Source organism: Pseudomonas sp. Kh14, assembly GCF_900291005.1.
GTDB lineage: Bacteria > Pseudomonadota > Gammaproteobacteria > Pseudomonadales > Pseudomonadaceae > Aquipseudomonas > Aquipseudomonas alloputida.
Genome location: NZ_OLKJ01000015.1, coordinates 80,170 through 93,187, shown reverse-complemented (window position 1 = coordinate 93,187; position 13,018 = coordinate 80,170). Strand labels below are relative to the sequence as shown.

Annotated in this window: 12 protein-coding genes; 5 read left to right on the top strand and 7 right to left on the bottom strand. The window is 61.7% G+C overall.

The annotated features are described in order from the left end of the window. Positions 1-123: 123 nt before the first annotated feature. A complete protein-coding gene (locus tag FQ668_RS07645) occupies positions 124-3,603 on the top strand; it encodes a PAS domain-containing hybrid sensor histidine kinase/response regulator (RefSeq protein WP_019436766.1) in 3,480 nt (1,159 codons plus the stop codon). Here FQ668_RS07645 and rmuC read toward each other — a convergent pair. Together rmuC and FQ668_RS07635 are read right to left on the bottom strand one after the other, a co-directional pair. Then, on the bottom strand, positions 3,575-4,948 hold the full coding sequence (gene rmuC / locus FQ668_RS07640; protein WP_162470269.1) for a DNA recombination protein RmuC: 1,374 nt from the start codon (positions 4,946-4,948) through the stop codon (positions 3,575-3,577). The genes FQ668_RS07645 and rmuC overlap by 29 nt on opposite strands. A 410-nt stretch (positions 4,949-5,358) precedes the next feature. Then, entirely contained in the window at positions 5,359-5,778 is a 420-nt protein-coding gene (locus tag FQ668_RS07635; RefSeq protein WP_019436764.1) for a tetratricopeptide repeat protein, read from the bottom strand. Between the two features lie 950 nt (positions 5,779-6,728). Here FQ668_RS07635 and FQ668_RS07630 point away from each other — a divergent pair. The 3 genes from FQ668_RS07630 (at position 6,729) to FQ668_RS07620 (ending at position 9,112) form a co-directional block, all read left to right on the top strand. After that, the gene (locus tag FQ668_RS07630; protein ID WP_010952743.1) at positions 6,729-6,953 is read left to right on the top strand and encodes a hypothetical protein; all 225 of its coding nucleotides are present in this window, start codon (positions 6,729-6,731) and stop codon (positions 6,951-6,953) included. Positions 6,954-7,187: 234 nt separating this feature from the next. Next, entirely contained in the window at positions 7,188-7,685 is a 498-nt protein-coding gene (locus FQ668_RS07625) for a hypothetical protein (protein ID WP_144179967.1), read from the top strand. Between the two features lie 146 nt (positions 7,686-7,831). After that, positions 7,832-9,112 carry an OmpP1/FadL family transporter gene (locus tag FQ668_RS07620; RefSeq protein ID WP_014592083.1) on the top strand — a complete coding sequence of 427 codons (1,281 nt, stop codon included), beginning with the start codon at positions 7,832-7,834 and terminating at the stop codon, positions 9,110-9,112. 42 nt (positions 9,113-9,154) lie between these two features. Here FQ668_RS07620 and FQ668_RS07615 read toward each other — a convergent pair whose 3' ends face one another. Then, complete coding sequence (locus FQ668_RS07615; protein WP_014592084.1) at positions 9,155-10,084, bottom strand: LysR family transcriptional regulator; 930 nt, start codon at positions 10,082-10,084, stop codon at positions 9,155-9,157. A 114-nt stretch (positions 10,085-10,198) separates the two neighbouring features. On the opposite strand from FQ668_RS07615, the gene FQ668_RS07610 reads away from it, so the two are divergent. After that, positions 10,199-10,459 carry a DUF2798 domain-containing protein gene (locus tag FQ668_RS07610; RefSeq protein WP_014592085.1) on the top strand — a complete coding sequence of 87 codons (261 nt, stop codon included), beginning with the start codon at positions 10,199-10,201 and terminating at the stop codon, positions 10,457-10,459. 143 nt (positions 10,460-10,602) lie between these two features. Here FQ668_RS07610 and FQ668_RS07605 read toward each other — a convergent pair whose 3' ends face one another. The 4 genes from FQ668_RS07605 to FQ668_RS07595 form a co-directional block, all read right to left on the bottom strand. Continuing rightward, a complete protein-coding gene (locus FQ668_RS07605) occupies positions 10,603-11,154 on the bottom strand; it encodes a glutathione peroxidase (protein WP_014592086.1) in 552 nt (183 codons plus the stop codon). A gap of 46 nt (positions 11,155-11,200) precedes the next feature. Then, on the bottom strand, positions 11,201-11,323 hold the full coding sequence (locus FQ668_RS28960; protein WP_010952738.1) for a hypothetical protein: 123 nt from the start codon (positions 11,321-11,323) through the stop codon (positions 11,201-11,203). Beyond that, positions 11,320-12,513 (bottom strand): MFS transporter, encoded by a 1,194-nt coding sequence (locus FQ668_RS07600; RefSeq protein ID WP_172830959.1) that lies wholly within the window; start codon positions 12,511-12,513, stop codon positions 11,320-11,322. Before FQ668_RS07600 ends, FQ668_RS28960 begins: the two co-directional genes overlap by 4 nt. 71 nt (positions 12,514-12,584) lie before the next feature. After that, positions 12,585-12,989 (bottom strand): MarR family winged helix-turn-helix transcriptional regulator, encoded by a 405-nt coding sequence (locus FQ668_RS07595; protein ID WP_014592088.1) that lies wholly within the window; start codon positions 12,987-12,989, stop codon positions 12,585-12,587. Between the last annotated feature and the right edge of the window lie 29 nt (positions 12,990-13,018).

The window sequence follows — 13,018 nt, the reverse complement described above, 5'->3', positions numbered from 1 at the left end:
TGCCTGTTCCGGCCTCTTCGCGGGTGAACCCGCTCCTACAACCATCGTCTGCGCTGACGAAGCGGCACTTGCGTGCCAGACTGATTGATCGGGACCGCGTTACCTTTTTGCTTCGGAGTCTTCATGTCGTTGTCCAGCGGGCTGATCGCCGTGGTCGCCCTGGCCTATATGGCCATCATGTTCGCCATCGCCTTCTATGGCGACCGCCGCAGCACGCCATTGCCGCCAAAGCTGCGTGCCTGGGTGTACAGCCTGTCGCTGGCCGTGTACTGCACCAGCTGGACCTTCTTCGGCGCGGTCGGCCAGGCCGCCGAACAGCTTTGGGCGTTCCTGCCAATCTACCTGGGCCCGGTACTGCTGCTGATCTTCGCCCCTTGGGTGCTGCAGAAGATGGTGCTGATCAGCAAGCAGCAGAACATTACCTCGATCGCCGACTTCATTGCCGCGCGCTACGGCAAGTCGCAGACCCTGGCAGTGGTGGTGGCACTGATCTGCCTGGTCGGCGTGCTGCCGTACATCGCCTTGCAGCTCAAGGGCATCGTACTGGGCGTGAACCTGCTGATCGGCGCCAACGCCGACGCCACCGGCACCCGCGTGCAGGACACCGCGCTGGTGATATCGCTGGTACTGGCGCTGTTCGCCATCGTCTTCGGTACCCGCAGCCTGGATGTGACCGAGCACCACCGCGGCATGGTCCTGGCGATTGCCTTCGAATCGCTGATCAAGCTGCTGGCGTTCCTTGCCGTGGGCATCTTCATCGTTTTCAAACTGTATGACGGTTTCGACGACCTGTTCAGCCAGGCGCGCCAGTCGATCCACCTGCAGGACTATTGGAAAGAGACCATCAATTGGCCGTCCATGGTGGTGCAAACCGCCGTGGCAATGATGGCAATCATCTGCCTGCCCCGGCAGTTCCACGTTACCGTGGTGGAGAACATCGAACCGCAGGACTTGCGCCTGGCGCGCTGGGTATTCCCGATGTACCTGGCACTGGCCGCGCTGTTCGTGGTGCCGATTGCCCTGGCCGGGCAGATGCTGCTGCCCGGCACGGTGATCTCCGACTCGTTCGTCATCAGCCTGCCGCTGGCCGAGGCGCACCCGAGCCTTGCCCTGCTGGCGTTCATCGGCGGTGCCTCGGCGGCCACCGGCATGGTGATCGTCGAGGCCGTGGCGCTGTCGACCATGGTGTCCAACGACATGCTGCTGCCCTGGCTGCTGCGCCGCAACAACGCCGAGCGGCCTTTCGAAGCGTTCCGCCACTGGATGCTTTCGGTACGCCGGGTAACCATCGTGGTGATCTTGCTGCTGGCCTATGTCAGCTACCGCCTGCTGGGTTCCACCGCCAGCCTGGCGACCATCGGCCAGATCGCCTTTGCCGCTGTGACCCAGCTCACCCCAGCCATGCTTGGCGCGCTGTACTGGAAGCAGGCCAACCGTCGCGGTGTGTTCGCCGGCCTGGCCGCTGGCATTTTCCTGTGGTTCTACACCTTGGTGCTGCCGATTGCCGCGCACAGCCTGGGCTGGTCGTTGCAGTTGTTCCCCGGCCTGGCGTGGCTGCACGGCAACCCGCTGAACCTGCCGATCAGTCCACTGACCCAAGGTGTGGTGCTGTCACTGGCGGGCAACTTCACCCTGTTCGCCTGGGTTTCGGTGCTGTCGCGCACACGGGTTTCCGAGCACTGGCAGGCCGGCCGGTTCATTGGCCAGCAGACCAGCGCGCGGCCCAGCAGCAAGCCGCTGCTGGCGGTGCAGATCGACGACCTGCTGACCCTGGCATCGCGCTTTGTCGGGGAAGAGCGCGCACGGCAGAGCTTCATCCGCTTTGCCTACCGCCAGGGCAAGGGCTTCAACCCTAACCAGAACGCCGATGGCGACTGGATCGAGCACACCGAGCGCCTGCTGGCCGGGGTGCTCGGTACCTCGTCGACCCGCGCGGTGGTCAAGGCGGCCATCGAAGGCCGCGACATGCAACTGGAAGACGTGGTGCGCATTGCTGACGAAGCCAGTGAGGTGCTGCAGTTCAACCGCGCCCTGCTGCAAGGCGCCATCGAGAACATCAACCAAGGCATCAGCGTGGTCGACCAGAACCTGCACCTGGTGGCCTGGAACCGCCGCTATCTTGAACTGTTCAACTACCCGGACGGGCTGATCAGCGTAGGGCGACCGATTGCCGACATCATCCGCTACAACGCCGAACGCGGCCTGTGCGGCCCCGGCGAGGCGCAGGTGCATGTGGCGCGGCGGCTGCACTGGATGCGCCAGGGCCGCGCGCACTCCTCCGAGCGGCTGTTCCCCAATGGCCGGGTGATCGAGCTGATCGGCAACCCGATGCCAGGCGGCGGCTTTGTCATGAGCTTCACCGACATCACCCCGTTCCGAGAGGCCGAGCAGGCCCTGCGCGATGCCAACGAACGCCTTGAGCAACGCGTGGCGGAGCGCACCCACGAACTGTCGCAGTTGAACCAGGCGCTGTCCGAAGCCAAGAGCCAGGCCGAAGCGGTGAGCAAGTCCAAGACCCGCTTCCTGGCCGCCGTCAGCCATGACCTGATGCAACCGTTGAACGCCGCACGGCTTTTCTCTGCCGCCTTGTCGCAACAGGCCGAGGGCATGAACGAAGAGGCCCGGCAGTTGGTACAGCACATGGACAGCTCGCTGCGCTCGGCTGAAGAGCTGATCAGCGACCTGCTGGACATCTCGCGCCTGGAAAACGGCAAGATCACCCCGGATGCCAAACCCTTCGCCCTCAACGAGCTGTTCGACACCCTGGGCGCCGAGTTTAAGTTGCTGGCTGCCGAGAAGGGCCTGGCGTTCCGCCTGCGCGGCAGCCGCCTGCGGGTGGACAGCGACATGAAACTGCTACGCCGGGTGCTGCAGAACTTCCTCACCAATGCCCTGCGCTACGGCAAGAGCCCGATCCTGCTAGGCGCGCGCCGACAGGGCGAGCGCCTGTGGCTGGAGGTCTGGGACCGTGGCCCAGGCATTGCTGACGACAAGCTGCAAGTGATCTTTCAGGAGTTCAAGCGCCTGGACAGCCACCAGACCCGTGCCGAGAAGGGGCTAGGACTGGGCCTGGCCATCGCAGACGGTCTGTGCCGGGTGCTGGGGCATCCGCTGGAAGTGCGCTCATGGCCGGGCAAGGGCACGGTGTTCCGCGTCAGCGTGCCGATTGCGCACCAGGCCACCGCGGCACCAAGCGCGCCTGTAGAACAACAGGGCGGCCAGCCACTGGCTGGGCTGCAAGTGCTTTGCGTGGACAACGAAGACAGCATCCTGATCGGCATGAACAGCCTGCTGAGCCGCTGGGGTTGCCAGGTATGGACCGCGCGCAACCAGGCCGAATGCGAAGCCCTGCTGGCCAAAGGCATGCGCCCGCACCTGGCATTGGTGGACTACCACCTGGACGACGGCGAGACCGGTACCGGGCTGATGGGCTGGCTTCGAGCACGGCTGGGTGAGCCGGTACCCGGTGTAGTGATCAGCGCCGACGGCAGCAAGGAAACCATCGCCCTGGTACATGCATCAGGGCTGGACTACCTGGCCAAACCGGTCAAGCCGGCGGCCTTGCGCGCCCTGCTCAATCGCCATCTGAGCCTGGCTCAGTAACCGCTACCTCGGGCAGCGCCTCGTCAGACAGCGCCCGCTCCAGCAGGTCTGCCGGCAAGCTCTTGCTGGCACGGGCGCCCAGCAGCTTAAGCTGCTCGCTGCGGCTGACCAGGTTGCCACGCCCTTCGCACAGCTTGTTGCGCGCGGCGGCATAAGCCTTGTCTACCTGCTGCAAGCGGCTGCCCAGCTCGTCAAGGTCCTGGATGAACAGCACGAACTTGTCGTAGAGCCAGCCGGCACGCTCGGCAATTTCGCGGGCGTTCTGCCCTTGACGCTCCTGCTTCCACAGGCTGTCGATCACCCGCAAGGTCGCCAGCAACGTGGTAGGGCTGACAATCACGATCTGCCGGTCGAAGGCCTCCTGGAACAGGTTCGGCTCGGCCTGCAGGGCCGCCGAAAAGGCCGCTTCGATGGGCACGAACAACAACACGAAATCCAGGCTGTGCAGGCCTTCAAGGCGGCTGTAGTCCTTGCTCGACAAGCCTTTGACGTGGCTGCGCAGCGACTGCACATGCTGCTTGAGCGCAGCTTCGTCGTTGCCGGCAACGAACTGCTGGTACGCAGTGAGGCTGACCTTGGCGTCCACCACCACCTGCTTGTCGCCGGGCAGCATGATCAGCACATCCGGCTGGAAACGCTCACCATCGGCGCTTTTCAGGCTGACCTGGGTCTGGTATTCGCGGCCCTTTTCCAGGCCGGCATGTTCCAGCACACGTTCGAGAATGAGCTCACCCCAGTTACCCTGTGTCTTCTGGCCCTTCAAGGCCTGGGTAAGGTTGGTGGCTTCGTCGGACAAGCGCAGGTTGAGCTGTTGCAGGCGCTCCAGCTCCTTGCCCAGCGAGAAGCGCTCGCGGGCCTCTTGTTGGTAGCTTTCCTCCACGCGTTTTTCGAAGGCCTGGATGCGCTCCTTGAGCGGGTCGAGCAACTGGCCAAGGTGCTGCTGGCTGGTCTGGGCAAAGCGCTGCTCGCGTTCGTCGAAGATCTTGGTGGCCATGTCGGCGAACTGGGCGCGCAAGGTGTCACGGGCCTCCTGCAGGTCTTCCAGACGTTGCTGGTGACTTTCCTGCTGTTCACGCAGCTCTGCGTCCAGGCGCGCGGTTTGCGCTTCCAGGCGACGCAGTTCGGCTTCGCGGTTGGCGCGCTCAAGGCTCCAGGCGTGGGCGGCGTCACGGGCATTGTCGCGCTCGATCTGCAGCAGCTCCAGCTCACGGCCTTGGGCGGCCAGCTGGGCCTGTTTGACGGCGTTGGCCTCACTGAGGTCGCTGACCTCGTCGCGACTGGCGTCCAGTTGCGCCTGCAGGCCAGCCTGGGTCAGTTGGGCAGCGTTGAGGCGCTCTTCGAGCAAGGCCTGCTCACCTTGCCGTGCGCCCTGGCGGCGCTGCACCTGCATGACCCACACCAGGCAGGGTATTGCGCCTGCCACCAAGCCCAGCAGAATGCTGGCCAGATCCACTGTCATGCTTACCCCGAACGCTCTGATGCAAATTGGGTGCAGCTTATCAGCCTGATGGGTGTGTTGCCTGCATCCGCCTCTTCGCGGGCAAGCCCGCTGCGCAAGCCTGAAGGCAAAGGTAATGCCTGCACGGTCGCCCGTAGGAGCGGGTTCACCAGCGAAGAGGCCGGCCCTGCTGGCCAATCCCCACCCGCCGTTCACCGTTGCCGCCGCCACCGTATTCGCGGGTAAACCCGCTCCTACCACGGTGATGGACGAACATCGGTGATTGCTCGCGAAAGGGCCCCCGCAGGCAACAAGGCTCAGGCAGGAAACCACTGTCGCAGCAACCGCCGCGCTTCCTGCGACCCCTGCCCTGCCGCAAGCTCAAGCCAATAGCGCGCCTGCTCCGGCTCGTTGTGCTGACACAGCCGAGCGTACTCCAGCTGCGCCCGCCGATCCCCTGCGCGGGCAGCCTGACGCAGCAGCTCATGGCCTATACGCCGGTCACGGGCGTTCCCACAATCGCGGCACAGCATCTGCCCCAGGCGGCTCTGCGCCACAACCACACCTTGGCGCGCCGGCTGCTTCAACAAGCGCCCGGCCAGGTGCTTGACCTGAGGGTTGCCGCCCAGGCGCGGACTGTCGAGCAACCACAGGGCCACTTTCAGGGAAAAGCGTTTGGCGGGAGGTGCAAGTGTCGATGCAGCGGGGCTGGCGAGGTTTTTACCGCGAAACTTCATGAGCAACAGGTTTGGTAACTCGAAAGGCGCGCCACTCTACTCTTTTTTTTTCGCCCTGGCCCGTCGATTTCTGGTGGATTGAAAAAAAATTCCATGATCTTTTCTTGACGTTTTCAGGTGGATGACCAACCAGTCTGTTGGAGCATGGCAATTGTCGGACAGTCCATCCCATTGCTGGCACGCCCGTGCTAGAGCAAGCGCTCGGGACAATCCACAGTTCCTGTGGATAACTCGGTGGACAACCCCCTCTCACACCCCTCAAACCCCCGTGAATTGGGGGCTTCGGTCAAACTGACGATTTTTTCACCAGCTAAAAATAGTGTTTTTTTTCATTGACTTAACCACGCAGTCAAGGCATTGGCGAGGCTGCCGGGTGGTGTTACCAGGCCGTTACAAGCGCTGCCCCGAATGTGAACAAGTGCACCATAAACCTCCATTTGGGTGCACGAAAAGGGCACATCGGCCGGCATTCGGGCCATTTACCCCCTCTTCCCAGCAACGAAAATTCGCGCCATACTGCGCGGCTCACCTGAACAAACGTAGCGCTTGCCAAACACCTGCACTTGCGGTAAGGTGCCCCTCGTTAGTACCAAGCTGAAAGTCAATTCTGGCCGCAAGCGTCCTTGCAGACTCGCTCCCCCCAAGAGCGTCCCTGCTGAAACAAGGACCGGCCCATTCAATGATTCACTCGCCAGCCTTACGCTGCGCAAGCACGAATCACATGACAGATTGATCAGGATCCCACCTCGACGGCCTAGAACCTTGGCCCCGGCGTGCTGCCTGCCTTCCGAAGTACCTACCAGTCAGCCCAAGCGCCTACATTTGATTGCGCCCCCTCTGGCTGCCCTGTTCCAGTCAGGTTCGTTCGTCCCTTAATAAAGGCGTCACTGGAACGTTTCTATCATGCACGGATCATAACCCCCGTGTTTAAAGCAGGAACCTCCAACAATATGCAAACTCATCATCAGATTCAGGCTGCCATTGGCACCCTCTCCCAGGCCTTCTCGCCGTTGAAGTGCCTTATCGTTGCCCCACGCAAGGGCAGCTTCAGCTTTACCTTGGTAGACGAACACGGCGTTGCCTGCCACACCGAACGCCTGTACCACGAACAGTACAGCCGCCATGAACCGCTGCAGGCGGTGATCGCCCGGACGCGTCAGTCGCTCACCGCGTGACCGGCGAATACCGAGGTATTCAAGCGCTGAATCATCCGATCGCAAGGCTGCCTGAACGCTCTGGGCGTAATTGCCTTAGGGCATATAGCCCGGAGCATCAGGCAGCAATCGATTTAAAAACAGCTCTTTACACCACGATTATCACACTACACTTCAACTCGAGCGGTGCTTTCCGCTCCCGGCGGGCCTGATCATTCACCAGCTGCCAAGCTCCAGCGCCCGTCCGGCCCTTACCTGCTCGAGGGCATCAGGGGTATTGCGGCGAATGAATTGTGTCAGTATGTGATCCGACCCACCCTGGTCTACCTGAACCGTCACTGCGCCAGCGCCGAAGCCTTGCTACTGGGTATAGCCGCCAGCCAGTCAGCACTCGGCTCAGCCCTGCACGACCGACGCGGGCACGGCCTCTACCGCATCGGCGAACATCGTCACCAGGCGCTCTGGGACGAATACCTGGCCCGTGACCCCGACCTCGCCAGCCTGGTCCGCGGCCTGGCCAGCCAGCATGCCTTCCTTGGTGGCCCGCACCTGGAGCTCACCGTCAACCTGCGCTATTCCACTGCCATTGCCTGGATGCTCATCGAAGAGCAGGCCACACCATTGCCTGCGGCGGACGATCTGCTGGCACTGGCGCGTATCTGGCGACAGATTTTCAACCCCCAGGGTCGTCTGCGCGACTTCACCCATGCCTGGCATGCCTGCATAGATCAGAAATTGCCACAGGCATCTTGAGACGCGTCCTACAAGTAACCCGGAAAAAATGGAATTTTGGTCGGATTGTCCTACAAAACCGCTCTAACTCCTGCGATTGAGCCTATAGCGCAGCGCGTGATTTGTTGGTAGCTTTTCGACCCGGAGACCCAAGGAGTTTTCTAATAATGAAAAAAGTAATGCTCAAAACCTCCCTCGGCGTAGCCGTTGCGCTTGCTTCCAGCCAACTGCTCGCCGCCGGGTTCGCGCTGAACGAACAAAGTATCAGCGGCATGGGAACCGGTTTTGCTGGGCGCTCGTCTTCTGCCGACGATGCCAGCACTGTGTATGGCAACCCGGCCGGCATGTCCCGCCTCAAGCGCGAACAATTCACCGTGGGCGGCGCTGCCGTCATCGCCAAGACCGACATATCGGGCCCAGGCAGCAACTTCGGGGGGGAAACCGATGGTGACATGGTGCCTCTCGTTGGCGTACCCATGGGCTATTACGTCAAGCCGATTGATGATCACTGGAGCGTTGGCTTCGGCGTTTACGTGCCATATGGCCTGATCACCGACTACGGTAGCGATGACGCTGCACGCTACTGGGGCAAGAAGAGCAAGGTCGAGGTTGTCACCTTCCAGCCAACCGTCAGCTACGCCTTCAACGACAAAGTGTCGATCGGTTTTGGCCCGACTATAAACCGTATCAAGGGTGAGCTGGGTTCGAACCTGAGCAGCAAGGCCCTCCTGGGGCCCAATGGCCCTGACGGCGAGACCAAGATCAAGGGCGACGACACTGCGATCGGTTACAACATCGGCGTTCTGGTGCAAGCTACGGACCGTACCCGTCTGGGCCTGACCTATCACTCGATGGTCGACTACAAGCTTGAAGGCAATACCCGCGTTTCCTACCCGATTCCACAGCTTGGCCTGAACGGCAGGTTCGACGCCAGCCTGAAGATCAAGACGCCAGAGTCAGTGGACTTCTCGGTCACTCATGAACTGGATGACCATTGGACACTGTATGCGGGTAGCACCTGGACGCGCTGGAGCCGTCTGGAAAGCATCGTCGTCGAGAACGAAGCGCCGGCAGGCTACCCGTTGAAGACCATCACCGAAGAGCAGAACTGGCACGACACCTGGGCCCACGCCATTGGCGCGTCCTACAAGGTGAACAAGGAGTGGACCCTGCGCGCAGGCTTCTCCGTCGACCAGTCGCCCACCAACAACCATGATCGCTCGCCACGTATTCCGACTGGCGATCGTAAAGCGGTCAGCTTTGGTGCCGGCTGGAGCCCGAACGATGACATGACCATCGACGTTGCCTATTCGTATTTGTGGGAAGAGGATACCAAGGTCAACAACCTGCCAAGCTCGCAACAACAAGGGCTGTTGAAAGGCAGCTACCAGGCCAAGTACGAGAACAGCGCTCACGGTATCGGTGCATCCCTCACCTACCGCTTCTGATTCCTGTGCGTTACATGAAAACCGCCTTCGTGGCGGTTTTTTTCATGCCTGCACTTGCCAGCTTTCGCCCAGGGATTCGCGCAGGTAGTCCATGAAAGCGCGCACCTTGGTGGTCATGGCAAAGCGATCGGCCAGGCACAGGTAGATGTCCATGGGCTCGGTCTGGGCATAAGCCTGGCTGCTGTCGCAGTATTCGAACAGCGGCACCAACGCACCCGAGGCCAGGTGCGGCCGCACGATGAACTCGGCCAGACGGGTGATGCCACCATCGTGCAAGGCCATCTGGGTCAGGGCATCGATATCGTCGCTGATCAATACACTGCCGAACTCCGCTTCGAAGCGCAGGCCGTCCCGCATGAAGCCCCAGCGCAGGAAGCGGCCATCCACCGGATAGCGAAACACAAGGCAACGGTGCCCGCGCAAGGCCTCGGGCGTGGCAGGTACGCCAGCACTTTGCAGGTAACCGGGTGAGGCACAACAAATGAACGGGATGCGGGCGATGCGCCGGGCCAGCAGCTGGTCTTCGAGCTGCGGGGCAATGCGCAAGCTCACGTCAACGTCTTCACGGGCATGGTTGACCCGACGATCAGTCGTTACCAACTCTATCGAAAGTAAAGGGTAGCGGGCACTGAAAGCAGGTATCAACGGCGCCAGCACATGACGCCCAAAGGCAGAGGTCGAGGCAATGCACAGCCGCCCCTGAGGCTCGCTGTCGGGTGTTGTCACTGCCTGTTCGGCCAGGGCCAGATCACGCTCGACATGCTTTACACGCTCGTAATACTGGGCGCCAGAGGGAGTCAGGGCCATGCTGCGCGTGGTTCGGCTGAGCAGGCGTACTTGCAGGTGGCCTTCCAGCCGCGCCAGGTTCTGGCTGACGGCCGCCGGACTGAGGCCGAGGATACGGGCACCAGCAGCGATGCTACCGGCCTCGACCACCTTGATGAAGCAGCGAATGGCGTTGAGCAGGTCCATGGTGAGCGCTTGGATTCGTAAGAATTTCTTTATAAAGAACTCAATGCTGCCGGTCTACAGCTGTAGGCGTGCAGGTTGCTAATCTGCGCTTCCACTCAGCTTTCAGGAGTTCGCATGAGCAACCTGTCCCGGTCGCGCAGTCGACGTAAATTGCACCCGGTCGCTACTCCCTACGTTTTCGCGTTCTACATGTCGTCGATCATGGCGCTTTTGATGTGCTTCGTAATCACGGCGGCCAATGCCGGGTTTACCCCTGAGTATCTGGGCAATGTGCTCAAGGCCTATCAGCTGGCGATGCCGGTGGCATTTGTGTGTGTGCTGGTGGTCCGACCGGTGGTGGTGCGGTTGGTGGCGATTACCGTGCATGTACGGTGAAGTGACCCGCAGCCAGCCACTTCCTGTTCTTGATCTTGATCCCGCGACTTCAGGAGGACGGCGTTCGGCCTCCTGAAGTCGCAATCTGCGTCGCCTGAACTGCCTCGCGCTTAAAAGCAAACGCCGCAGCAAGCGCAGCCTGGTTACTGCTGTGAGGCGATGGCCTTTTCGATAGCGGCGCGGAACGCGGGATCATCCGGTTTGGTCAGGCTGGAGAAGTTACCGATCACCTTGCCCTTGCGATCGACAACATACTTGTAGAAATTCCACTTCGGCGCACTGCTCTGGCTGGCCAGTTCCGCAAACAGCGGTATCGCATCCTTGCCCCGCACCGCCTGCGTCTTGGTCATCGTGAAGGTGACACCGTAGTTGGCATAGCAAACCTTGGCAGTCTTCTCACTGTCAGCGTCTTCCTGCTTGAAGTCATTGGACGGCACGCCGAGCATTTCCAGGCCTTGCTCGTGATACTCCTTGTACGTCGCCTCGAGCCCCTCGAACTGAGGGGCAAAACCGCAATAACTGGCAGTGTTCACCACCACGAGCGGCTTGCCGGCAAAGCGCTCGCACAGCTCGACCTGCCCCTTGCCGCGCAATTCCGGCAGGCTGCCCTGCAACAATGCCGGGCAATCTGCAGCCCAGCTCGATGTACTGGCAAGCAGGGCCAGCACCGGCACCGTCAACCAATGTGCACGCATGACTCGTTTCTCCCGCATGACAATCCTTGAGCTTGCAGGGTAGCGCCTAACACACACTCATGCCCAGTTGCATCAGCGCCATCCCACCCTGATGCCAGCCCCACCACACCAGTGCCAGCAGCAACAGGGCGGCAATAGCCAACAGGCCGCGTATCAGGTAGCGGTTCATACAGCCTGGGCCTGAAGGCGTGAAACCGGGCGTTCGCGCACCGGCCAGTTAAGGGCAGCGGCCAGCAAGCTGAGCAGGATGGAAATCTGCCAGACCAGGTCGTAGCTACCGGTGCGGTCATACACTATCCCACCCAGCCAGCCCCCCAGGAACGCACCCAACTGATGGAACAGGAACACGATACCGCCCAGCATGGACAGGTTGCGCACCCCGAACACCGTGGCCACGGTCCCATTGGTCAGCGGTACCGTGGACAACCACAGAAGGCCCATGGCAATGCCGAACAGGTAAGCACTGAACTCGCTCACCGGCGCCCACAGGAACAGCACGATCACCACCGCACGCAGCAGGTACAACCCGGTCAGCAGGCGCGGCTTGGACATACGCCCGCCCAACCAGCCAGCGGTGAAGGTACCGACGATGTTGAACAGGCCGACCAGGGCCAGCACTGTCGTACCGGTGGTCGCAGCCAGGTGCTGGTCAACCAGGTAGGCCGGCAGGTGCACGCCAATGAATACGACCTGGAAGCCACAGACAAAAAAGCCCAGTGCCAGCAACCAGAAGCCGGAGTGCGTGCACGCCTCGCGCAGCGCCTGGCCCAGGGTCTGCTCGGCACCGTGACTGGGTAACGGGCGATCGCGCAGCAGACAGACGAAAGGCACGATGAACGCTACCAAAAGGCCCAGTACCAGCAACGCTGCCGACCAGCCCAGCCACTGAATCAGGCCTTGGGTGCCCGGCAACATGGCGAACTGGCCGAACGACCCGGCGGCGCTGGCGATCCCCATCGCCATGCTGCGCTTTTCGGCCGGCACTGCACGCCCGACCACACCGAGGATGACCGAGAACGACGTGCCGGACAGGCCGATGCCGATCAGCAAGCCCGCACTCAGCGACAACGACCAAGGCGAATCAGCCAAGCCCATCAAGATCAAGCCGATGGCATAGAGAATACCGCCGATGATGACCACCCGCGCCGCGCCAAGCCGGTCGGCCAAGGCGCCAGCGAACGGCTGCGCCAGGCCCCAGATCAGGTTCTGCAGGGCAATGGCGAAGGCAAACACCCCACGCCCCCAGCCAAAATCAGTACTCATCGGCTCCAGAAACAGGCCAAAGCCGTGCCGTACGCCCAGAGACAGCGCCAGTATCAAGGCCGCCCCCACCAACACCCATCCGCTGGTTCGCCACACCGAAGTCATTGTCGTTATCTCCAGCACATCGCAAGGTTTGCGGGTATATACCCGCTTATAGTCGTATCAAATCAGGCCAGTTGTTCCAGCAGTCGCACAAGTTCATCCCGCTGCCCCACCCCGAGCCGTTCAACCAGCTCTTTCTGGGCCTGCTCCCAGGCCGGGTGGGCAACGTGCAACAGTTGCTTACCCGCCGCGGTCAACAGCACCACGCGGTTACGCTGGTCGTCGCCCTCGCCCAGTGCTACCAGCCCATCCGCCTCCAGCACACGCAGGTTGCGGCCCAGGGTACTGCGCTCGAGCCCCATGGCTTCGGCCAATGCTGTGATACTGGGTCGGTCGAGCCGCTGCAGGTGCCGCAGCAGGGAAAACTGGGCGACATTGACCCCGAAGCCGGCAAGGGCTTCGTCGTAATGCCGGCTCACCCCGCGGGCGGCGCGACGCAGGTGGGTACAGATGCATTCACTGGTCAGCATGGATACGTGTATATACCCGCGTACGGAGT